The following is a 24,905-nucleotide window of genomic DNA, read 5'->3' as shown; positions in this document are numbered from 1 at the left end:
TTTTATGCTTTGGTAATTAAAATTTTAACTGCCTGATCTTTTCTTAAGGCAATAGCAGTTCCTTTAATTAAAAATGCTTTTGGATCTCCTAACGGATTTAATAAATCGATACTAACCGTTGCTCCTTTTACAAAACCCAAGTCTAATAATCTTCGTCTATTTTCTCCTCGGCATTCTTTAGAAACACCTATAATTGTTGCTTTTTGGTTATTTTCTAAATTAGATAAACGCAACGTATCTGTTTCTACAACATCTGCTTTGTCTAAAGAAATTACGGTAATATTTTTAGCTACTATAGGTGGCAAAACAAATTGCTCTCCTTCAGATTCAAAAACAATGCGATTTTCACTTATCTCTTTCATATACACCTGAGAATGTAAATGAATATGTTTTGCTAAAATTTGCTTATAAATACTTGTAGGCTCATCTTCTATATGAATAATTTTCCCAAAATTTAAAATAGGCAAATCTGCAAGTAGCATTCCTTTTTTCTCAGGAATTTGACCAGCTTTAGTTGGAATTGGATCTCCATGAGGATCATACCTTGGGTTTCCTAAAAGTGTAGATAAATCTTCTACTTCTTCACCAGATAACTCGTGTTCTTTTTTCTCTGCCCTACTATGCCATTCAGTTTTATGAAAACCCGTTTTTTCTGATAAATATTTTTCCCATAAACGGTGTGCTCTTACAATTCTTAATGCATATTCATCTCCTTCTTCGGTCAATGAAAAAAGCTCATGCTCTTTTTTTATCAATCTTGTTTCTAGCATAGTATCAATACTTTCTAATAACAAACTATGACTAAAATCTAATTCATCAAAAATGGTACTTATAGATGTTTTAGGATCATGATACAATAACTTTAAAATATCTTCAATAGCTGTTTTTTCTGTTTCTTTACGAGCCTTGAGATATTTAAAGAAGAGTCCTTTTTTAGGATTAAATATAAAATACAAGATTAAAATAACGCCAAAAAACACTAAGAGCGCTACTATTGGGTTGTAGGTATTCATATTTTTTTTATATATAAATTGTTAGCTATTTTATTTGAAATTGATAATTTCTTATCATCAACCTTAATAGAAACGGAGTCATCAAAGTCTTCTTTTTCTAAAACCGTAATCTGTTGCCCTAAAGTAATTCCTTTTTTGTCTAAGAACTTTAAAAATTCTGAAGAAGAATCATCAACACCAATACAAATTCCGCTTTCATTTTTTAATAAAGTTGATAATAAACTTTTATCTATCGTTTTTAAATTCCCGTCTTTATCTGGAATAGGGTCTCCATGAGGATCATGCGTTGGAAAACCCAAAAAAGCATCTAATTGCTCTACTAATTTTGAAGATTTGATATGCTCTAATTGCTCCGCAACATCATGTACTTCATCCCAAGAAAAATTTAACTTATCTACCAGAAAAACTTCCCAAAGTCTGTGCTTACGTACAATATTTGCAGCAGTCTTCTTTCCTAAACTAGTTAATTTAACTCCTTTATACTTCTTATACACAACAACTTCCTTTTCAGACAATTTTTTTATCATGTCTGTAACAGAAGAAGCTTTTGTTTCTAATTTTTTAGCAATAGCATTTGTACTGATTCCTTTAACAGCATCTAACTCTAAATGATAAATTGCTTTTAAATAATTTTCTTCAGAAAGTGTAAACATCTATAAATTTTATACTACAAAGATATACTTTTTTAATTTAATAAATATATTTTTAGACAAGTCTAAAAAATAAATTATATTTGTCAAAAATATTTATCAAATGAAACTAAAAAGACTTCTATTATTTACAGCACTTATCAGCTTAAACACAATTTTTTCCCAAAACAATTCTATTTCTGGAAAAATAACGAATAGCTCAAATGCATTAGCTTACGTGAATGTTTATTTAAAAAACTCTAAAATTGGAACAGCTTCTAACGAAAACGGTTATTATAAACTAAAAGATATCCCTAAAGGAAATTACACACTTGTTGCGAGTAGTGTTGGTTATCAATCTAAATTCATAAAAATAACGATTGATGAAAATCAAAAAATTACTCAAAATTTATCTCTATCAGAAGATAACTCTTTAGATGAGATAGTTATTTCTGGAACCATGAAACCTGTTAAGAAATTAGACAGCCCTGTGCCCGTAGAAGTATACTCTCCTACCTTTTTTATAAAAAATCCATCACCATCCATATTCGAATCAATGCAGAATGTAAATGGTGTTCGTCCACAAGTAAACTGCAGTGTTTGCAATACTGGTGATATTCATATAAACGGATTAGAGGGTGCTTATACATTTGTTATGATTGACGGAATGCCAATTGTAAGCGGACTTTCTACGGTTTATGGACTAACAGGAATTCCACAAGCATTAATAGAACGTGTAGAAATTGTAAAAGGCCCCGCTTCAACTTTATATGGCTCTGAGGCAGTTGGAGGTATCATTAATATTATCACTAAAAAACCATCTTCTTCACCTTTGTTTACGATAGATTCTTACGCTAGTTCTTGGGGAGAAGTGAATACTGATATTGGTTTAAAATACAAGCTAGGAAAAACGAATGCTTTATTAGGGATCAATTATTTTAATTACCAAAACCCAATTGATAACAACAATGATGGTTTTACAGATTTAACCTTACAAAACAGAATTTCTATTTTTAATAAATTTGATTTCGAAAGAAAAAACAATCGTGTTTTTACGGTAGCTGGTCGTTATGTTTACGAAGATAGATGGGGTGGAGAAATGGATTGGACACCTGAATTTAGAGGTGGAACAGAAATTTATGGAGAAAGTATTTACACAAGTAGATGGGAAACTTTTGGAACCTACCAATTACCTACAGATGAAAAATTAAATTTTCAATTTAGTGCGAATGGACATGACCAAAATTCTTACTACGGAGATACGTTTTATAAAGCTGATCAATTTATTGCTTTTGGACAATTAACATACGACACTACTTTTGGAAAAAACCATGATGTATTAATGGGAGTTGCTTATCGTTACACAAATTACGACGACAATACCACTGCAACTGGCAGTGAAACAGAAAACGATCCATCAATCACTCACTTACCAGGTGTTTTTATTCAAGATGAAATTACATTAGCACCAAAAAGCAAACTTTTGTTAGGGGCAAGATATGATCATAATAATGTACACGGAAGCGTCTTTTCTCCAAGAGTAAATTATAAATGGAATTCCGATAATAACGAAGATGTTTTAAGAGTTAGTATTGGTAATGGTTTTAGAGTTGCTAATGTTTTTACAGAAGACCATGCTGCCCTTACAGGAAACAGAGACGTATTTTTTGAAGATGAGTTGCTTCCAGAAACTTCTTGGAATGCAAACATTAACTATGTTAAAAAAATAGTTACAAAAAATAATACCATTATTAATTTAGATGGAAGTGTTTTTTACACGCATTTCAACAATAAAATAGTTGCAGATTATGAAACTGATACTTCCAAAATAATCTATGGTAACTTAGATGATGGTTATGCAGTATCTAAAGGTATATCTCTAAATACAGATATTAATTTTAGAAATGGTCTTTCAATTATAGCTGGTGCAACTTTAATGGATGTATCTACAACAGAAGAAGGAGTTACCGAAAGACAGCTATTAACAGAAAGTTTTAGTGGTACTTGGAGTATTTCTTACAGAATAAAATCTATCGATTTATTACTTGACTACACTGGTAACATTTACGGACCTATGGATTTACCTTTATTGGGAGAAAATGACCCTAGATCTCCAACATCTCCTTGGTATAGTATACAAAACATACAAGCTACTAAAAAAATTAGCAACACTTTTGAAGTTTTTGGTGGGGTAAAAAATTTATTAAACTTCACTCCTGCCGCTAACAGTATCTTAAATAGCGACAATCCTTTTGACGTTGGAGTAGATACAGAAACAAATCCAGAATTAGCATTCGACCCAGCTTATGTATATGCCGGTAACCAAGGTATACGTATGTTTGCAGGACTTAGATATAAAATACAATAATGAAAAACACGCTTCTTTTCTTTTTTATACTTTCCACCTGTATTTTATATGGGCAGAAAAACAACACTTTACTAAATTATTCATTTGAAGAAGCTTTTAAATTACAAGAAAAAGAAAAGAAGCCAATTATAGTCTTTTTTCACACAAGCTGGTGTAAGTATTGTTTTGCTATGAAAAAGAATACTTTTATCGATAAAAAAGTTATAAATTTATTAAACAAACATTTTTACTTTGTTTCTTTTGATGCAGAAAGTAAAGACTCCATAAACATAAAAGGTAGAATTTTTAAAAATAAATCAGGAGTTCATCAGATAGTAGAAGTGCTCGCTTCTAAAAACAACACAATTAGCTATCCTTCTACTATTATTATAAGTACAAACAATACTATTGATGAGCAGATAGACTCATTTCTATCAGCAGAAGAAATCACTAAAATATTAACAAGTTACATAGTCTCAAATAAAAATCATAATGGCAAATTACCATAAGATAATAGAAGAAATTAATGCTTAGATTCCCAAATACGTTTTCTTCCAGAAGTAGAACGACCATTCCCTCCACTTAGTGAAAAACGATATGTAACACCGACTGATCCAAATGTGTGAGAACGTTGACTTTGGAATCTTTCTTCATTATACTTATGCATTAATACACCTTGTAAACCAAAATGATCAGAAATCCAAAGTGTACCACCGATACCAAAATTTAAAGTTGGTAATACATGTTTAGACTTTACAAGACTACCTCCAATTAATATATAGGGATTTATTGTGTTTTCTGAAGTACCAAAATCATATCTAACCTCACCGTCATAAGTGGTGTATTTTTGACTATCATTAAAATCACTAGAAATACTACCAGCTAAAGTTATATTCTTAAAAAGGTAGGTAGCAACAGATAATCTAGGAAATTGAGGAATAAGCCTACCTCCCATATCTGGGCCATTTTCTACAGAATAAAGAACAGAACCGGTACCAATTGTTACAGCCCATTTATTAACTTCATTCTGACTGAAACTATTTAATGTGAATAAAAAAACAAGAATAAGAACTATATTTTTCATTTTAATTTTCTTTTTTAGGGAGAAGAAAAGCAATTTGCAATTTCTAATATTTTTTTTGGCAAAGATATTGATTTAACGAAGAAAATAAAGTGCTGTATATTTTATTTGCGTTAAAGTTTTATTTATTCGAAAATGATAAAAATAACACCTAATAAATTCTAAATTGATAATTTACAAACGAATACCTTACATTATAATCTACTATTTTAAGATGCAACAAAGATAATTAAATCCTCATTATAGAATATAAACGTAAATTTCACTAAACTATTTTAATAAAAGATTATATCTTATTTAAAATAGTTTTTAAACATTTTATATTTAACAAATTCAAATTAATATCTTTGCTAAAATATTTCGGGTTGAGCAAGCAGAACATTGTAAATCAATATCAAAACTCTGCGAATGTATCGCAGATAATTAACCAACTTCAACAAGATAAAAACCATTTTCAAATATCGAATTTGGTCGGATCTTCGTTGTCTTTTGTTATTTCAGAAACTTTTAAAAAAGTAGATAAACCGTATCTTTTAATCTTCAATGATAAAGAAGAAGCAGCTTATTACCTTAACGATTTAGAACAATTGTTAGGTGAAAAAAATGTTCTTTTTTACCCAGGATCATACAGAAGGCCTTATCAGATTGAAGAAACTGATAATGCTAATGTCTTACTACGTTCAGAAGTTTTAAACCGAATTAATTCTCGTAAAAAACCTGTTGTAATTGTAACCTACCCAACTGCGTTATTCGAAAAAGTGGTTACCAAAAAAGAATTAGAAAAAAATACGTTAAAAGTAGCTGTAGGCGAAAGTTTATCACTCGATTTTGTTAACGAAGTTTTATTCGAATACAAATTTAAACGTGTAGATTTTGTTACAGAACCTGGAGACTTTTCTGTACGTGGAGGAATTATAGATGTCTTTTCTTTTTCTAATGATGAACCTTATCGAGTAGAATTTTTTGGTGATGAAATAGACAGTATTCGTTCTTTTGATGTAGAGACACAACTCTCTAATGAGAAACTGAAAAAGGTTTCTATTATGCCAAATGTAGAAAACAAAACACTACAAGAAAACAGAGAAAGTTTTCTTAAATACATCTCCTCAAAAACAGTCATTTTTGCAAAAAACATTGATTTAATTACCGGAAATCTAGATAAATTTTATCAAAAGGCAGAAGATGCTTTCCAAAATTTATCCAAAGAAATAAAACACGCAAAACCAAGTGAGTTATTTTGTGATGGAAGTTATATCAAAAATCAAATACAAGATTTTTCACTCATAGAAATATCTACTAAAACACAAACGAAAGGTCTTTCAGAAATTAAATTTAATACCATTGCGCAACCTTCATTTAATAAGCAGTTCGATTTATTAATAGAGAATTTAGAAGAATATCATAAAGCAGAATTTACTAATTACATTTTTTGTGCCAACGATCAGCAAGCAAAACGTTTTCACGATATTTTTGATGATGCAGAACAAGAAGTACATTACGAAACCGTTGTTTTTCCATTATACCAAGGTTTTGTAGATGTAGATAATAGGTTGGTTTGTTACACCGATCATGAAATTTTTGAACGTTATCATAAATTCCGATTAAAAAACGGGTACGCTAAAAAACAAGCCATTACCCTTCAAGATTTAAACAAACTAGAAATTGGCGATTACGTAACACACATGGATCACGGAATTGGAAAATTTGGTGGTTTACAAAAAATTGATGTTCAAGGTAAAAAGCAAGAAGCCATTAAATTGGTCTATGGAGAAAGAGACATTTTATATGTAAGTATTCACTCGCTTCACAAGATTTCTAAATTTAATGGAAAAGATGGTAAAGCGCCTAAAATATATAAATTAGGTTCTGGTGCTTGGAAAAAAATTAAACAAAAAACAAAAGCCCGAGTTAAACATGTTGCTTTTAATTTAATTCAATTATACGCAAAAAGAAAACTCCAAAAAGGATTCGCTTTTGGCCCAGATACTCACATTCAACATGAGCTAGAAGGTAGCTTTATGTATGAAGATACGCCAGATCAATTTACATCTACACAAGCTGTAAAATTAGATATGGAAAAAGAACAACCAATGGACCGTTTGGTTTGTGGTGACGTTGGTTTTGGTAAAACAGAAGTTGCCGTAAGAGCTGCTTTTAAAGCGGTAGATAACGGCAAGCAAGTTGCAATTTTAGTACCTACAACCATACTAGCTTTTCAACATTATAAAACTTTTACCGAGCGTTTAAAAGATTTCCCTGTCCGTATAGATTACCTAAACCGTTTTAGAACAGCAAAACAAAAAACAGAAGCTATAAATGGTGTAAATGATGGTTCTGTAGATATTATAATCGGTACGCATCAACTTACAAACAAACGCTTACAATTTAAAGATTTAGGTTTATTAATTATCGACGAAGAGCAAAAATTTGGTGTTGCTGTAAAAGACAAGTTAAAAACTTTAAAGGAAAATGTAGATACTTTAACCTTAACCGCAACTCCAATTCCTAGAACGTTGCAGTTTAGTTTAATGGCTGCAAGAGATTTATCGGTTATAAAAACACCGCCACCAAACAGACATCCTATAGAAAGTAATGTCATCCGTTTTTCTGAAGAAACAGTAAGAGATGCTATTGCTTACGAAGTTTCCCGTGGAGGACAAGTTTTCTTTATTCATAATAGAATAGAGAATATTAAAGAAGTTGCAGGTTTAATTCAACGTTTAGTGCCAAATGCAAAAGTAGGTATTGGTCACGGACAAATGGAAGGTAAAAAACTAGAGGGCTTAATGCTCGGTTTTATGAATGGAGATTTTGATGTTTTGGTTTCTACAACCATTATAGAAAGTGGTTTAGATGTACCAAATGCCAACACTATTTTTATTAACAATGCCAATAATTTCGGATTATCAGATTTACACCAAATGCGTGGTAGAGTTGGTCGTTCTAACAAAAAAGCCTTCTGTTATTTTATAACACCTCCTTATCATATGATGACGGATGATGCCAGAAAACGTATAGAAGCCTTGGTATTATTTTCAGACTTAGGAAGCGGAATTAACATTGCCATGAAAGATTTAGAAATTCGTGGAGCTGGAGATTTATTAGGTGGAGAACAAAGTGGTTTTATCAATGATATTGGGTTTGACACCTATCAGAAAATATTGCAAGAAGCCATCGAAGAACTGAAAGAGAATGAATTTAAAGAATTGTATCCTACAGATAATTCCAAACCAAAAGAGTACGTAAAAGAGGTTACAATTGATACTGATTTCGAAATTTTATTCCCAGATGACTACATCAACTCCATTACAGAAAGATTGGCTTTGTATAATAAATTAGGAGAACTTAAAACAGAGGATGAAATTCAGGTTTTCGAAACTGAAATTATAGATCGTTTTGGAGAAATCCCTACGCAAGTAGAAGATTTATTAGATTCTGTTCGTATAAAATGGTTGGCAAAAGAACTTGGTTTAGAGAAAGTGATTCTAAAGCAAAAAAGAATGATGGGTTATTTTGTAGCAAATCAACAAAGCGATTTTTATCACACAGATGCGTTTACAAGAATGTTAAAATATGTGCAACTAAACCCTAAAAGTTGCGTAATGAAAGAGAAAGAAAGCAAAAACGGAATTCGTTTATTAATTACTTTTATTAGAATTGATACTGTAAAAACCGCATTGGGAGTCTTACAAAAAGTTTAGGTATCTTTTTAGAAGCTATTTCCTGCTTTCCTCTATATCTTTTTGCTGAAAAAGCAAAAAGGATGTCGTTTCAATCAGGGCTAAACTTGTTTGCTCGCTTTTGTTTACCATGTTTGTCTTTTCGACTTTTTGGGATAAATCACATAAAAACAGCTCTACTTTGTGTTATCACTGTTATGAGACTTCTCAATACTTCGAAGTGACAATTGTTACGGGTTTAAGTGATTCAGTCAACACTGTCTTTACATACAGTTTTGTCTTTTCAACCTTTTGGGAGAAATCGCATAAAACAGCTCAACTTTGTGTTATCACTGTTATGCAACTTCTCAATACTTCGAAGTGACAATTGTTACGGGTTTAAGTGATTCAGTCTACACTGTCTTTACATACAGTTTTGTCTTTTCGACCTTTTGGGAGAAATCGCATAAAGTAGCTCACGTTATGTTATCACTGTTATGAGACTTCTCAATACTTCGAAGTGACAATTGTTGCGAGTTTAAGTGATTCAGTCTACACTGTCTTTACACACAGTTTTGTCTTTTCGACCTTTTGGGAGAAATCACATAAAGTAGCTCACGTTGTATTATCACTGTTATGCAACTTCTCAATACTTCGAAGTGACAATTGTTACGGGTTTGAGTGATTCAGTCTACCCTGTCTTTCCATACAGTTTTGTCTTTTCAACCTTTTGGGAGAAATCGCATAAAGTAGCTCACGTCGTGTTATCACTGTTATGAGACTTCTCAATACTTCGAAGTGACAATTGGGTGTTTTTTTTACGTTCTTTTGTCATTTCGATCGCAGAGAGAAATCACATAATGTTGCTCCATTTTGCGTTCTCCTCTTTATGAGACTTCTCCTAAAGCTGAAGTAACAATTCTATACTTTTCATCGAATTAACACACTAAACAATTTCCATTTTCTGCAATAAGAAAGAAGCATTCATGTTTTTACAAATTCCGTTTTTTAAGGTGTAATCGAAGTGCAATTCATCGTCTATAATTTCTGCATCAAAATAATAGTTTTTAATACCCGAAAATTCGTTTTCTAATTCACACAAACTCACATCGTGGGTTGCAATAATTCCGGTGGACTTAGATTTTGTTAACTTTTCAACAAACTTTTTAGAACCAATTGCCTTGTCTTTACTGTTGGTTCCTTTTAAAATTTCATCTAAAATGATAAAGTAATCTGTAGTTTTAATTTCATCAACAATAAACTTTAAACGCTTTAACTCAGAATAAAAATACGATTCATCTTCCGTTAAAGAATCTGTTGTTCGCATACTTGTAATCAGTTTTATAGGCGCATATTTAAAACTATCTGCACACACTGGCAAACCACAATTTGCCATAACAATAGACAAAGAAATAGTTCTTAAAAAAGTACTTTTTCCAGCCATATTTGCTCCTGTAACAATAAAAAACTGTTCTTTATCAATGGTAAAATCGTTGTCAATTCTTTTATCAACTTTTAATAAAGGGTGTCCTAAATTAGCAGCTTTTATAACTCCTTTCTCAACTGTAATTTCTGGGAAAATAAATTTTGTATGGTTAAAATGAAAGTTTGCTAAAGAATTTTGAGCATCAAAAAAAGCAACCACAGAAAACCATTTATCTACCGTGTGTTTGTAGGTAGTAATCCATTTTTCTACTCTGCAAGCATTGAAAATTTCAATTAAAAAAAGTCCGTTACCAACCACTGAAATTAAAATATTATTACGTTGATCAAATCCATCTAAAACTTTAGAAAATTCTTTAAAAATTGTAGAAGCTTTTTTACTCTCGGAATTAATAATAGCTTGTTTTTCTACTAAAACTTTAGAAGTAAATTTTTCGCTTTCAATTTCATTTAATAATACGTGATATTGCTTAAAAGTTTCTCTCACTTTATCTGTATCAGCATATAAGTTACCTGTTTTTTTAACATAAGCTGCTGTGATGAATAGACCTATAAAAAACCAAAGAATTAAATAGGTAAACGAAACAAATCCAAAAGAAATTAAACTAATTAAAACTAAAGAAACTACCGAAAAACCAATTTGTACTCCCTTTAAAAAAGCAGGTAAAACTGCTGTATACTCCTGAATCCAATTTACAATAAAACCAGACGTATCTTTTGTGGTTATTAAACTTGCCAAAGCGGAAAAATGCTGCCTCCAAGTTACTTTTGTAGCTAATTCTTTAATAGTATTTTGCTTCTCTACAATTCCGTCTGTTTTATTTTCTGTAAACGTATTTGCAAGTAGTTTCTTCCCTTCACCTGTTACCGTTCTATTTGCATATTGAAAAAACGAACCAACACCAAACAAATCGATATCATTACTATAATAATGCGTTGGGTTAACAAATTCCTCTCCAGATTCTAAATGATGGAAATTCCTATTTAAAACTTCTAGTTCTGTATTATTGATGTTAATTTTAGCTTTAACAATAGCTCGTTTTCTTTGTAAACCAACCTGTTTTACTACTAAAAAACCAAATAATAAAATCCCTAAAAAAGCGATGATAAAAACATCGGGATAACTACCAAAAGTTAAATACACTAAAAAGCAAGTCGCTAAGAAAACTGCAAATCTAAAAACACTTAAGTTTACCGATTTACGTTTTAAAATGGTTGCTTCTTTTTCTAATGTTAACTTTTCTTGACTATAAAAATCTACAGGAGTTTTCATTCTTTTAATTTCTTTCTAAAAATTTAATTTCTAAGTTTTTGGCTAAATCTCTACCATAATCAACTGCGTTATCAATCTCACCAAAAACAGCTATTCTATATTTTTTATTTCTAATATCCCAAATATTAACTTCGCATTCTTCTCTTACATTTAAAAATGTAGAAACTCTATCTAATTTTCTTATTCTTTTCCATTTTCCAAAGCCAACAGGTCCTACAGAATAAAATTTTCTATATTTCATTTCTTGAAAATTAAAATGATGACTTTCCAAAACCGAAAACTTAATACCAAGTATAATTAATGATGTAATAGAAAACACATTTGACCTTAACTTATTAAGAGAAAACGAACTTTCTATAATAAAATATTTATACACTAAAAACAACGTTAATGAGTAGAAAATTGCCGCAAGAGCTCTACTGAAAATAGATCTTTTGCCAAAGTGAATAATTAAGTTTTTATCCTTCAAAACTTAATAAACAGATATTCCTCCAGTTAAACTTAAAACAGTTAATGCTGGATATTTTTTCTTTAATATTCTGGTCGCTCTGTAACTATTTAACCCTCTTTGGCAAACCATTACATAGGTTTTATTAAAATCTACCTGAATAGCATCTACATCAAACTCTTGAATAGGAATTGTTTGATCCACCTTAAAAGGCAATTTTAAATTCGGTAAAACGGCTATCAATTCTAAACTTTTCGATTGCTCTTGAAGTGCCAAACGTTCTTTTAACTCTTCTGATGATATTTGCCAATCCTTATTTTGAAGCTCACAAACTGCATCAAAATACGCTTGTACTTCAAATAATTTAGCAATCTTATCTTTTAAAACGGTTGGTTTTAACTTCATTTTTAATTGTGTATTTTGAAGCGAATTGTAAATCAATAATTCATTTGCTAACGGTTTTCCAATACTTGTTATCAATTTTATAACTTCATTTACTTGTTGCGTAGCAATGAGACCAACAATAGCGTTCATAGTTCCCGCTTCTGAACAATTAGGAACATCTGTTGCCATTTCTGGAAAAGCATCTCTTAAATTGGCTGAATAACTTCCGTCATTTTGTAAAACATTAAAAGTAGCTACATATCCATCAAACTTATACAAAGAACCATAAACCAATGGCTTATTTTTAATGACGCAAGCATCATTTAACAAATATTTTGTAGGTAGAGAATCTGTGCCATCTACAATAATATCAAATTCAGAAATCAACTCAAAAACGTTTTCTTTAGTAATTGGTTTATTAGTAAAACTAACATCAGTAAAAGCGGCTCTCTTTTTTATAAATTCTGATAAAACTGCTGCTTTTGATTTGCCAACATCTTCTAAACTATAAAAAACTTGTCTATGTAAATTAGAAACATCAACAGTATCAAAATCTACGAGATGAATTTTCCCAATTCCGCTTGCGGCCAAATACACAGCAATCGGACTTCCTAATCCGCCACAACCAACCACTAAAACAGATGCTTTTTGTAGTTGATCCTGACCTTCTTCACCAATCTCAGATAAAGTAATTTGACGTTTAAAAAGTTGCTCTTTTGTTACACTCATTCAGCTCACAAGATAGTTAAATAAAAAAAGCCATCACAAAATTGCAATGGCTTTTAATTATCTCTAAAATATGTTTGACTTACTTATATTTTCTAATATATGAATTGCATAATTTATCATTTCGAAATGAGCTTTTTTGCGATTGAGAAATCTCATAAAAAACAGTTACTATCTTTATAAGATTCCTCCTCAATTCTTGGTTCGGAATGACAAAAACAAGCTAATACAAAAGAACACGTTACGTGTACTAGATTACGATGTTTATAATCTTACCAGGAACAATAATTACTTTTTTAGGTGCTTTTCCATCTAATTGAGTAATTGTTTTTTCATTTTCCATTACTATTTTCTCTATTTCTTCTTTTGATAAATCTAGAGGAAGTTCTAATGTAAAACGCATTTTCCCGTTAAAAGAAATAGGATAATTTTTAGCACTTTCCACTAAATGACTTGCTTCAAAAACAGGAAAATCGGCAGTAGAAATAGATTCTTTATGACCTAATAAACTCCATAACTCTTCTGCAATGTGAGGTGCATAAGGAGAAACCAAAATTGCTAAAGGTTCTAATATTGCACGTTTATTACATTTTAAAGCAGTTAACTCGTTTACAGCAATCATAAAAGTAGAAACCGATGTGTTAAAAGAGAAATTCTCTATATCATCTTCTACTTTTTTAATGGTTTTATGCAATGTCTTTAACTCGTCTTTTGTTGCTGCTGCATCAGATACTTCAAATACTTCTTCATTAAAGTACAGTTTCCATAATTTCTTTAAGAAAGATGAAACTCCAGAAATACCAGAAGTTTTCCAAGGCTTCGCTTGTTCTAAAGGACCTAAAAACATTTCGAATAAACGTAAACTATCTGCTCCGTATTCTTCACAAATAGCATCAGGATTTACCACATTGTATTTAGACTTAGACATTTTTTCTACTTCACGTCCTACTTTATAAGCTCCGTCTTCTAAAACAAATTCAGCATTTTTATAATCAGCATTTAAAGCATGATTTTTAAATCCATCAACATCTAATTCATCAGAAGCATTTACTAAAGAAACATCTGCATGTAAAGCCGTTTTAGTAATCATTACTAAATCCGCAAAATTAGGATCTAAGAATTTATTATCTAATAAGTAATTTATAACAACCGTTTCAAATTCATCATCAGAAGTAAATGCATTTTTAGACACAAATACGGTTGGTATTTTCTCTAAAACATCATCCATAGATTTTTCATCAGAACAACCACAACCATTCTTTACAAAAGCAGTTGCTTTGTAAACAAAAGCAGAAGTTCCTAAAATCATTCCTTGATTAATAAGCTTTTTAGCAAACTCATCTACAGGTACAATTCCTTTATCGAACAAGAATTTCTGCCAAAAACGAGCATATAATAAATGCCCAGTTGCATGTTCAGATCCTCCAATATATAAATCTACTTCTTTCCAGTAGTCTAGGTTTTCTTTGCTTGCAAACTCGTTAGAATTTGTAGCATCCATGTATCTGTTAAAATACCAAGAACTACCCGCCCAACCTGGCATTGTATTTAGCTCTAAAGGATAAACAGTTTTGTTTTTTAACTTATCGTTAGAAACCACTTTCTTGCCTCGAGAATCCCAAGCCCATTCTGTTGCGTTCCCTAAAGGTGGTTTTCCATCTTCCGTTGGTAAGTATTTTTCTACTTCTGGTAATACGATTGGCAAATGTTCTGCATCAATCATTTGTGGCATACCGTCTTTATAATAAACTGGGAAAGGTTCTCCCCAATAACGTTGTCTGCTAAAAACAGCATCGCGCAAACGGTAATTTATTTTTCCGTAACCAAAGCCACGTTTTTCCATTTCGAAAATGGCTAATTTTAAAGCTTTCTTATATTTTAATCCTGATAAAAAATCAGAATTTGCAATCTTTGTTCCGTCTTTTCCAGTGTGTGCTTCTTCAGAAATATCTACACCTTCAAAAATATTAGGAATCGGAATTCCAAAATGTTTTGCAAAATCATAATCACGTTGATCTCCACAAGGTACAGCCATAACTGCTCCTGTTCCGTAATTTGCTAATACGTAATCTCCAATCCAAATTTGAACCTTTTCACCTGAAAAAGGGTGAATTGCATACGCACCTGTAAAAGCTCCTGAAATGGTTTTTACATCTGCCATTCTATCACGTTCAGAACGTTTTGCAGTAGCTGTAATATATGCCTCAACTTCTGCTTTTTGAGCATCTGTTGTAATTTTTGATACCAACTCATGTTCTGGAGCTAATGTCATAAAACTTACTCCGTAAATGGTATCTGGTCTTGTTGTAAAAACATCAATCTTATAAGACTTCTCGTCTTTTACAACTACTTCTGTTTCTACTGATTTTTCAATCTTTTTTGGAAACTGAATTGCTGTATTAATTGCAGCAACAACTTTTAATACATTTTCAACTACTTCTTCGTTTTTAAAACGAACAACATTAAAACTTTCATTATTAAAAAATGCTGTTCTTGCTTCTTCATCTTCTTTACCAGAAAATTCAACAATTAAGTTTTTAGCTAAACATACATAATCTACCAAAAAGGTACCAATTGTATATTTTTTTCTAAATTTTGATGCTCCTTTTTTATTCTTTAATTCATCCCAAAGAATTGCTTCTGCTTTCGATAAATTCTGACGTAATTCTTTTAATGCTTCTAATTCTTTGTATGATAATTTTACTTCCGAAGAAGTATTTTTAGCACCATTATCAACATCAAAAGAAACCATTGCTCCTTGCGAACGTCCAATCCAATTGGTTTGAGAGTCTTTTAATGGTTGTGGCCAATCTATTTTTTCTAATCCATCTAACAAACGCTGTGCATATGCAGAAATTCTCATAGACCATTGTGTCATCTTTTTACGAATAACAGGATGACTTCCACGTTCTGATACTCCGTTTACAATCTCATCATTAGCTAAAACAGTTCCTAAAGCAGGACACCAGTTTACTTCTGTATCTGATAAAAATGTTAAACGGTATTGTAATAATATTTCTTCTTGTTCTTTTGTTGATAACGCTTTCCATTCATCTGCAGAAAAAGATTTAATTTCTTCATCACAAACAGCATTTACAGTTGCATTTCCATCTTTTTTAAAGATTGTTTCTAAAGTAGAAATATCTTCCGCTTTATCCGAATCTTTATTGTACCAAGAATTGAACAATTGAATAAAAATCCACTGAGTCCATTTATAATATTCCGGACTAGAAGTTCTTACTTCTCTACTCCAATCAAAAGAAAAACCGATAGTATCTAATTGTCTTCTGTAAGTAGCAACATTTTCTTCTGTTGTTTTAGCTGGATGTTGACCTGTTTGAATGGCATATTGTTCTGCCGGTAAACCAAAAGAATCATATCCTTGCGGATGCAGTACATTAAAACCTTTATGACGCTTGTAACGTGAATAAATATCACTGGCAATATATCCTAGAGGATGCCCAACATGTAAACCTGCTCCGGATGGATAAGGAAACATGTCTAAAACATAATATTTAGGTTTTTCCGATTCATTACTGGCTTTAAAAGTTTGGTTCTCTGCCCAAAATTTTTGCCATTTCTTTTCTATATCTAAGTGATTATATTGCATTTGATTCTTTTATTAAAGTGCACAAATTTACGTTTATTCTTTGTAAGCAAGAAATTCATTTCTTTAAATTAAATGACATAAAAAATCCGTCTAAATTTCTTTAGACGGATTCAATTATTTCTTAAAGAAAATTATTTAATAGAAACAGAAACTATTGTATTAGCCCATCCCATTTTTAAAGTCATATCATCTGCAAACATCATAGAAAACGCTTCTATGTTTTTATCTGATGTAGAAACCGTACCTGGTACTCTAACAACATCTTGGTCTTCTTTATAAAAATAAGATCCCCAAACATTTTTTGCTGTACTTAAAATTACAACCCAATCTCCTTCGGTTTTAGGAATTGTAAATAACGTATAAGTTCCTGCTTTTACAGCCTTACCACCAAAAACAACATCTTTGTAGAAAGTAATTTCTGCAGCTTCATTTGCACCTGTTCTCCAAACTTCATCAACAGGAGCTAATTTACTTAATTCTCTTCCATTTAATTGTGGTCTTCCGTAAGTTACTTTTACAACTTTGTCTGAAATTTTATAACTACTTGGGTATGCAGCACCATCCATTGGGCTTTTATCTAAACCTTTAAAGTCTTGTGCATTTGTTCCTGTTGAACTAATTAATGTAATAGCAAAAATTGCAATTGATAAAATAGATTTTTTCATGGTTTGTTATATTTATTTATAATATTAGTATTCAAGTCCTCTTAAAAGTGAAAACCTTACAAAGGTTTATGATTATTTATGCTAAAATAAGTATAATAGCAAATAAACACCAAAACCACTGATTAAATTCATTGTTATAAAAAAAAAATCGAGATTTCAGCATGCTGAAATCTCGATCTTATATCTAAGTTTTGAAATTATTATTTCAATTTCTTCTTAACTGCTACTTCCTTGTAAGCTTCAATTACATCTCCTTCTATAATATCATTATAGTTTTTAATTTGAATACCACAATCGAATCCTTTTGTAACTTCTCTAACATCATCTTTAAAACGTTTTAACGCTGTTAAAGTTCCGTCGTGTACTACAATTCCGTCTCTAATAATTCTAATTTGAGAATCTCTTTGGATTTTACCAGACATTACCATACAACCTGCAATGTTACCAACTTTAGAGATTTTATAGATTTCTCTAATCTCTACATTACCAGTAACTTCTTCTTTCATTTCTGGAGATAACATTCCTTCCATGGCGTCTTTTAAGTCATTGATAGCTGCATAAATAATAGAGTATGTTCTAATATCTACTTCTTCTCTATCGGCTACTGCTCTTGCATTTCCTTGCGGACGTACATTAAACCCAACAATAATTGCATCTGAAGCTGTTGCTAATAACACATCACTTTCTGTAATGGCTCCAACACCTTTATGTAAAATATTTACTTGAATTTCTTCTGTTGATAGTTTTTGGAAAGAATCTGTTAAAGCTTCTACAGAACCATCTACATCTCCTTTTAAGATAATGTTTAATTCTTTAAAGTCTCCTAACGCAATTCTACGTCCAATTTCATCTAACGTTAATGTTTTCTGAGTTCTTACAGATTGCTCACGTTGTAATTGAGAACGTTTAGAGGCAATTTGTTTTGCTTCTCTTTCATCATCAAATACTACAAACTTGTCTCCAGCTTGTGGCGCTCCGTCTAAACCTAAAATAGATACTGGTGTTGATGGTCCGGCAGTTTTTAAATTGTTTCCTTTATCATCAAACATTGCTCTTACTTTACCACTGTGCTTACCTGCTAACAAGTAATCTCCAATTTTTAAAGTTCCTGCTTGTACTAGTATCGTAGAAACGTATCCTCTACCTTTATCTAATAATGCTTCCACTACTGCACCAACTGCATTTTTATTAGGGTTTGCTTTCAATTCTAAAATTTCAGCTTCTAATAAAACTTTCTCTAATAATTCTGGAACACCTGTTCCATGTTTTGCTGAGATATCTTGAGACTGTATGTTACCACCCCATTCTTCTATCAACAAATTCATTTGAGATAATTGCGTTTTTACATTATCTGGATTTGCATTTGGTTTATCAATTTTATTGATTGCAAATATAATAGGCACTCCCGCAGCTTGCGCATGAGAAATTGCTTCTTTAGTTTGCGGCATCACATCATCATCTGCTGCAACTACAATAATAACTAAATCCGTTACCTGAGCTCCACGTGCACGCATTGCTGTAAACGCCTCGTGACCTGGTGTATCTAAAAATGCTATTTTTTGATCTCCAACTTTTACAGAGTATGCACCAATATGCTGTGTAATTCCTCCGCTTTCGCCTTCAATAACATTTGCTTTTCTAATATAATCTAGTAAAGATGTTTTACCATGATCTACGTGACCCATTACCGTAATAATTGGTGCACGATTTTCTAATTCTTCTGGTTTATCAACTACCTCTTCTATAGACTCCTCTACTTCTGCACCAACAAATTCTACTTTGTGGTTAAATTCTTCAGCAACAATAACTAATGTTTCTGCGTCTAAACGCTGATTCATTGTTACCATCATACCTAAAGACATACATGCAGAAATAATATTTGTTACAGGAACTTCCATCATTGTAGCAACTTCACTTACAGTAACAAACTCTGTTACTTTTAAGATCTTGTTGTCTAATGCTTGAGCTTCTAACTCAGCATCAGAATGTTCTCTGTGTGCATCTCTTTTATTTCTACGGTATTTTGCTCCTTTACCTCTAGAAGATTTTCCTTGCAGTTTCTCTAGCGTTTCTCTTACTTGCTTTTGAATTTCTGCTTCAGTTGGTTCTTCTTTTTTAACTGCTGCTGGTCTAGCGGCACCTCTACCACCTCTATTAAATGGAGGTCTACTTCCACCTGCTCTATTTCCTTGACCTGGTCTACTTGGTCTTGCCGTAGCAGAACCTGGTGCACCAGCTTTAGTTACAATACGCTTACGTTTCTTTTTGTCTGCGTTTGCATCTTTTTTAGGTTCAGGTTTCTTTTTCTTAGGTCTTTCAAATTGTTTTAAGTCAATTTTCTTACCTGTAAAATTAGGACCGTCTAATTTTTTATATTGCGTTTTGATAGCTTCTGCATTTTCTGCAGTAACCTCTTCAGCTTTCTCTTCTGATTTTGAAGCGTCTTTTTTCCCTTTTGGTTTATCACCAACTTTAGAAACTTCTTTTTCTATTTCAGAAACAGATTTCTTAACCTCTGGTGCTGCCACCTTTGGTTTTTCTTCAACTGGTTTTTCAACAGCCGGAGTTTCTTGTTCCTTAGAAGCTTCTGCTTTAGTCTCTACAACTGGTGCTTCTGCTACTACTTTAGGTTCTTCAACTTTAGGCTCTTCTGTTTTAGCTTTAGGTTCTGCAACAACCTCTACAGGTTCTTCTTTTACCTTTTCAACTTTTTCAGCAGGTTTTTTACCAATATTATCAATATCGATTTTACCAACAGTCTTAAACTCTAATTTATCTGCTTTGGCTCTTAAAACCTCTTCCTTCTTAACCTCTTCCGCTCTTTTCTTCTCTAATTTAGCTTCATGCTCTAAACGAATAGCTTCTTTCTCTTTTCGTTTTTCTTCACCAACTTCTTTAGATGCAGCTTTCTTATTAGCATCTTTTTCAAAGCCATCAAGTAAAACTTGATAGACGTCACCCGTAATTTTAGTGGTTGGCCTCGATTCTATTTCGTGACCCTTTCCCGCTAAATATTCGACTGCTCTATCAAGAGAAATGTTTAATTCTCTTAAAACTTTATTAAGCCTCATTGTTTTGCCTACAGACATATATTCTTTTTAACTTTATACTTGTAAAAATATGCTTTTTACGTTACTTCTTTACTATACTTAGTCCTCAAATTCTTCTTTCAAGATTTTTTGAACATCCGTAATTGTTTCTTCTTCTAAATCGGTTCTTTTTACCAACTCTGCAACACTAGTTTCTAATACGCTTCTAGCAGTATCTAAACCAATCTTCTTGAATTCAGCAATAACCCAATCTTCAATTTCGTCTCCAAACTCTGTTAACTCTACGTCTTCTTCTTCTAGACCTTCTCTCTTAACGTCTATTTCGTAACCGGTTAACTCACTTGCCAAACGAATATTTACACCACCTCTACCAATTGCTTTAGAAACTTCTTCTGGTTTTAATAAAACGCTTACACGTCCTTTTTTACCATTTCGTTCTTCTTCAAACATTTCTATTTCCATTGAAGTCACTTTTGCAGGACTTAATGCTCTTGAAATAAATAACTGCTCGTTTTTGGTATAGTTAATAACATCTATATTCTCATTACCTAACTCACGTACAATACCATGAATTCTTGAACCTTTAACACCTACACAAGCTCCAACAGGATCTATTCTATCATCATAAGAATCTACCGCTACTTTTGCTTTTTCCCCTGGTATTCTTGCAACTCCTTCAACAGTAATTAAACCATCAAAAACTTCTGGAATTTCTTGCTCAAATAATTTATTTAAGAAAACAGGCGATGTTCTAGATAAAATAATCGCTGGTTTGTTTCCTCTTAATTCTACCGTTTTAATAATTCCTTTTACAGAATCTCCTTTTCTAAAAAAGTCTGAACGGATTTGCTCGCTTTTCGGTAATACAATTTCGTTTCCTTCATCATCAAGCAAAATAATTGCATTGTGACGAATGTGATGTACTTCGGCAGTATACAACTCGCCTTCTAAATCCTTAAATTGTTTAAAGATATTTGTACTATCGTGTTCGTAAATTTTAGAAATTAAGTTCTGACGTAATGCTAAGATAGCTCTTCTACCTAAATCTATCAACTTAACTTCTTCAGATACATCTTCACCAATTTCAAAATCTGGCTCAATTAATCTTGCTTCCGCTAATTCAATTTCTTCATTATCATCTTCAGAAAAACCATCTGCAACAACAACTCTATTTCTCCAAATTTCTAAATCTCCTTTATCTGGGTTAATAATTATATCAAAATTATCATCCGAACCAAACTTACGTTTTAGGGCAGCTCTAAAAACCTCTTCTAAAATAGACATTAATGTTACTCTGTCTATACTCTTGTTATCTTTAAATTCTGAAAACGAATCAATTAATGCTATATTCTCCATTACATTTTTTGCTTAAAATACAATCTTCACTTTTGCTTCTATAATATCCTTATAGGCTAAAGTTGCTGTTTTTGTTACAGTAACCTTCCCTTTACCTATTGGCTTTGGCTCTCTTGCTTTCCAATTTAAAACAATTTTATCCTCATCCGATTCTACCAAAGTTCCTTCAAATTCTTCTTCAGAAGTTTTTACTTTAAGTATTCTATTGATGTTTTTAATATATTGTCTCTTTACTTTTAGTGGATGCGCTATGTCTGGTGTAGAAACCTCTAGAGAAAAATCTTCTTCTTCTCTGTCAAAATTACCATCTACACTTTTACTAATTCTAATGCATTCACTTAAAGGAACACCATTATCACCATCTACTGTAACCTGAATTTTGTTGTTTTCTGAGATAGACAAATCTATCAAATATAACGACTCATTCTCGGCCAGTGCTTCCTCTACTAAATTTCTTACTTTGGTTTGGTCCATTTTAAATCCTAAAATAAAATATAAAAAGAGGGGACTCTTTAGTCCCCTTCCTTCTCCATTTATTGTAAATTTCGGTGCAAATATACTAAATGTTTGGGATTTACCAAACTAAGTTGAAGTCAATTATTTTTTGTAACTTTATATACAATCACTTTAACCTCTAATTTGTTGTACTATGAAAAAAATTTTAGTCCCAATAGATTTTTCTAAAACTTCTGAATACGCATGTAAAATGGCCGAAAAAATGGCTAGAAAAACAAAGGCCACCGTTTATCTTATTCATTTAATAGAACTCCCTAAAGGTATTACAGACATGGGATATGGAAGTAAATTTAGTATTCCTGAAAGCATGTTGTATTTAAGAAAAGTTAGAGAAAAGATACTAGAATTTAAAGAAAACTTTTTTAGTAAAGACACCCATGTTAAGTATTTTATAAAACTGAACAATCCTTTTGAGGGCATACAAAAATATGCAGATAAAATTGATACAGATTTAATAATAATGGGGTCTAAAGGTCATTCTGAACTAGAAGAAATACTTATTGGCTCTAATACAGAAAAAGTAGTACGAAATTCTAAAAGACCAGTTATTGTTGTAAAAAAAGACAGTAAAAAGTTTAAATTAAAAAATTTAGTTTTCGCATCTAACTTCAAAGAAGAGAATAAGGAAGTGTTTGGTAAGTTTGTTGATTTTTCAAAAATTTTTAATAGCAATATCCATTTACTAAAAATAAATACTCCCGCGAACTTTCAATCAACTTCGGAAGCAAAACAAAAAATAAAAGATTTTATTTCTGATTACAATTTACCAAAACATAAAATAAACGTGTATAGTGATGTTTCAGTAGAAAAAGGCATTTTAAACTTTTCTAAAGATGTTAATGCTGACTTAATTACCTTAAGTACCCATGGTAGAAGTGGTCTGGCTCATTTATTTACAGGTAGTGTTATTAAAAACTTGACTAAAAATGCTTTAAAACCAATGTTAACTATTAAGGTTTAATTTTTAGGTAGGTTTCAAGAATAAAAAAACCTCCAAAATTGGAGGTTTTTTAAATATATAATTTCTACCTTTTTTTTACAAAAGATAATCTGTATTGATAAAATTAGATGCCTTTTTATCTAACAACTCTTCTAAAATAGCATTGTTGTAAGGTGTGTCTTTAGAAGCTACAAAAGTTCTAATAGAAAAAGAACGCAAAGCATCATGTACACTTAAAGTTGATACTGCAGAGTCTTTTCTTCCCGTAAACGGATATACATCTGGACCTCTTTGCGCAGCACTATTTAAGTTTACTCTACACACTAAATTAACCAAAGTATCAATTAACGGTGCCAAAGTTTTTACTTCACTACCAAAAACACTTACTTGTTGTCCGTAATTAGATTCTGCCATATCATCTAAAGGCTCTTGAATATTTTTAAAAGAAACAATAGGAGTTACTGGTCCAAATTGCTCTTCTTTAAAAACTCTCATATCTTTAGAAACTGGATATAAAACAGCTGGAAAAATATAGTTTTCAGAAGTTTTACCTCCTTTTTTATTAATCACTTTCGCTCCTTTAGAAGTAGCATCGTCAATTAATTCTTGAATATATGCTGGTTTTTCTGGTTCTGGTAAAGGTGTTAATTTTACACCATCTTCCCATGGGTTTCCAAATTTTAAAGCATCAACTCTCTTTGCAAATCGTTTGTTAAATTTATCTACAATATGCTCATGTACATATAAAATTTTCAATGCAGTACAGCGTTGTCCGTTAAAAGAAGTTGCTCCAGAAAGGCATTCATCTATTGCCAAGTCTAAATCTGCATCCGGCAATACAATTCCAGGATTTTTAGCCTCTAAACCTAACACTAAACGCAATCTGTTTTTAAAAGGGTGATTTGCTTGAATTGCATTCGCAGATTTACTGTTACCTATTAAAGCCAACACATCTACTTTACCTGTTTTCATGATAGGCGTAGCTAAAACCCTACCTCTACCATAAATAATATTCACCACACCTTCTGGAAAACTATTTTGAAAAGCCTCTAACAACGGAGATAATAATAAAACTCCATGTTTTGCAGGTTTAAAAACAGCTGTATTCCCCATAATTAATGCAGGAATCAACAAAGCGAACGTTTCGTTTAAAGGATAATTATAAGGGCCTAAACATAAAACTACACCTAAAGGACCACGTCTAATATGCGCGTGTACTCCACTACTTTTTTCAAACTTAGCAGAATCTCTATCCATTTGCTTATAGTCTTCAATAGTATCGTAGATATACTCGATGGTTCTATCAAATTCTTTTTCAGAATCCGGTAATGCCTTTCCTATCTCCCACATTAGCAGTTTTACAACTTCATCTCGTTTAGTTTTCATTTGCTCTGCAAACTCCTCCATACATTCAATTCTGTCTGCAACACGCATTGTTGGCCATAAACCCTGCCCTTTATCATAAGCTCTATAAGCAGAATTTAATGCTTCTAAACCTTCTTCTCCTGTTAAATTAGGAACAGTACCCAATAAGGTTGGTTTGTATTCTTTTGTTGATGAAATTGTAGAATATACTTCTGTAGTTTCACCTTTCCACTCTTTTAACTCACCACTAACTAAATATGTTTTTTGGTGCAATAGTGATGTTATCTTATATGCTTCTGGAATCTCTGTAAATTGTTTCTTCATAAATTAATTTTATAAATTGTATAAAAAAAATAATAATTAAAAATAAATAGTTTAATTATTTATAGTCCAAAATTAA

16 protein-coding genes are annotated in these 24,905 nt (G+C 31.6%); 4 read left to right on the top strand and 12 right to left on the bottom strand.

Features of this window, described 5'->3' with window-relative positions; genetic code table 11:
* Positions 1–2: 2 nt before the first annotated feature.
* Positions 3–1,013: a DtxR family transcriptional regulator gene (locus H0I29_RS08410; protein ID WP_218755080.1), complete on the bottom strand. Its 1,011-nt coding sequence runs from the start codon at positions 1,011–1,013 to the stop codon at positions 3–5.
* Positions 1,010–1,666, bottom strand: a complete 657-nt coding sequence (locus H0I29_RS08405) for a metal-dependent transcriptional regulator (protein WP_218732361.1) — start codon at positions 1,664–1,666, stop codon at positions 1,010–1,012. The genes H0I29_RS08410 and H0I29_RS08405 overlap by 4 nt, the downstream gene beginning before the upstream one ends.
* Before the next feature lie 100 nt (positions 1,667–1,766).
* Between H0I29_RS08405 and H0I29_RS08400 the strand changes: the two genes are divergently transcribed.
* Both H0I29_RS08400 and H0I29_RS08395 read left to right on the top strand, forming a co-directional pair.
* Positions 1,767–4,010, top strand: coding sequence for a TonB-dependent receptor (locus H0I29_RS08400; RefSeq protein WP_218755079.1), 2,244 nt, complete (start codon positions 1,767–1,769; stop codon positions 4,008–4,010).
* Positions 4,010–4,498, top strand: a complete 489-nt coding sequence (locus H0I29_RS08395) for a thioredoxin family protein (protein WP_218755078.1) — start codon at positions 4,010–4,012, stop codon at positions 4,496–4,498. The genes H0I29_RS08400 and H0I29_RS08395 overlap by 1 nt, the downstream gene beginning before the upstream one ends.
* A gap of 14 nt (positions 4,499–4,512) precedes the next feature.
* Here H0I29_RS08395 and H0I29_RS08390 read toward each other — a convergent pair whose 3' ends face one another.
* On the bottom strand, positions 4,513–5,073 hold the full coding sequence (locus H0I29_RS08390) for a hypothetical protein (RefSeq protein ID WP_218755077.1): 561 nt from the start codon (positions 5,071–5,073) through the stop codon (positions 4,513–4,515).
* 362 nt (positions 5,074–5,435) lie between these two features.
* Here H0I29_RS08390 and mfd point away from each other — a divergent pair, with 362 nt between their 5' ends.
* Entirely contained in the window at positions 5,436–8,771 is a 3,336-nt protein-coding gene (gene mfd, locus H0I29_RS08385) for a transcription-repair coupling factor (protein WP_218755076.1), read from the top strand.
* Positions 8,772–9,675: 904 nt separating this feature from the next.
* Here the strand turns inward: mfd and H0I29_RS08380 are convergent.
* The 8 genes from H0I29_RS08380 to rimP all read right to left on the bottom strand — a co-directional run bounded on the left by H0I29_RS08380 (position 9,676) and on the right by rimP (position 22,158).
* A complete protein-coding gene (locus H0I29_RS08380) occupies positions 9,676–11,445 on the bottom strand; it encodes a DNA mismatch repair protein MutS (RefSeq protein ID WP_218755075.1) in 1,770 nt (589 codons plus the stop codon).
* A gap of 4 nt (positions 11,446–11,449) precedes the next feature.
* On the bottom strand, positions 11,450–11,686 hold the full coding sequence (locus H0I29_RS08375; RefSeq protein ID WP_218732355.1) for a hypothetical protein: 237 nt from the start codon (positions 11,684–11,686) through the stop codon (positions 11,450–11,452).
* A gap of 231 nt (positions 11,687–11,917) precedes the next feature.
* The gene (locus H0I29_RS08370; protein WP_218755074.1) at positions 11,918–13,006 is read right to left on the bottom strand and encodes a HesA/MoeB/ThiF family protein; all 1,089 of its coding nucleotides are present in this window, start codon (positions 13,004–13,006) and stop codon (positions 11,918–11,920) included.
* A 247-nt stretch (positions 13,007–13,253) separates the two neighbouring features.
* The gene (locus H0I29_RS08365) at positions 13,254–16,613 is read right to left on the bottom strand and encodes a class I tRNA ligase family protein (RefSeq protein ID WP_218755073.1); all 3,360 of its coding nucleotides are present in this window, start codon (positions 16,611–16,613) and stop codon (positions 13,254–13,256) included.
* A gap of 131 nt (positions 16,614–16,744) precedes the next feature.
* Complete coding sequence (locus H0I29_RS08360; RefSeq protein ID WP_218755072.1) at positions 16,745–17,278, bottom strand: DUF2911 domain-containing protein; 534 nt, start codon at positions 17,276–17,278, stop codon at positions 16,745–16,747.
* Between the two features lie 200 nt (positions 17,279–17,478).
* Positions 17,479–20,367, bottom strand: a complete 2,889-nt coding sequence (infB, locus tag H0I29_RS08355; protein WP_218732351.1) for a translation initiation factor IF-2 — start codon at positions 20,365–20,367, stop codon at positions 17,479–17,481.
* 60 nt (positions 20,368–20,427) lie between these two features.
* Positions 20,428–21,684, bottom strand: a complete 1,257-nt coding sequence (gene nusA, locus H0I29_RS08350; RefSeq protein WP_165734290.1) for a transcription termination factor NusA — start codon at positions 21,682–21,684, stop codon at positions 20,428–20,430.
* 12 nt (positions 21,685–21,696) lie between these two features.
* Positions 21,697–22,158 (bottom strand): ribosome assembly cofactor RimP, encoded by a 462-nt coding sequence (gene rimP / locus H0I29_RS08345; RefSeq protein ID WP_218755071.1) that lies wholly within the window; start codon positions 22,156–22,158, stop codon positions 21,697–21,699.
* A 175-nt stretch (positions 22,159–22,333) separates the two neighbouring features.
* On the opposite strand from rimP, the gene H0I29_RS08340 reads away from it, so the two are divergent.
* Positions 22,334–23,161, top strand: a complete 828-nt coding sequence (locus H0I29_RS08340) for a universal stress protein (RefSeq protein ID WP_218755070.1) — start codon at positions 22,334–22,336, stop codon at positions 23,159–23,161.
* 75 nt (positions 23,162–23,236) lie between these two features.
* On the opposite strand, the gene H0I29_RS08335 is transcribed toward H0I29_RS08340, so the two are convergent.
* Positions 23,237–24,829, bottom strand: a complete 1,593-nt coding sequence (locus H0I29_RS08335) for an NADP-dependent glyceraldehyde-3-phosphate dehydrogenase (protein WP_218732347.1) — start codon at positions 24,827–24,829, stop codon at positions 23,237–23,239.
* Positions 24,830–24,905 lie beyond the last annotated feature (76 nt).

The sequence above is a fragment of the Polaribacter sp. R2A056_3_33 genome (assembly GCF_019278485.1).
Taxonomy (GTDB): domain Bacteria; phylum Bacteroidota; class Bacteroidia; order Flavobacteriales; family Flavobacteriaceae; genus Polaribacter.
Note: the sequence above shows the minus strand (reverse complement) of the source record. Positions and strands in the feature narration are given on the sequence as shown.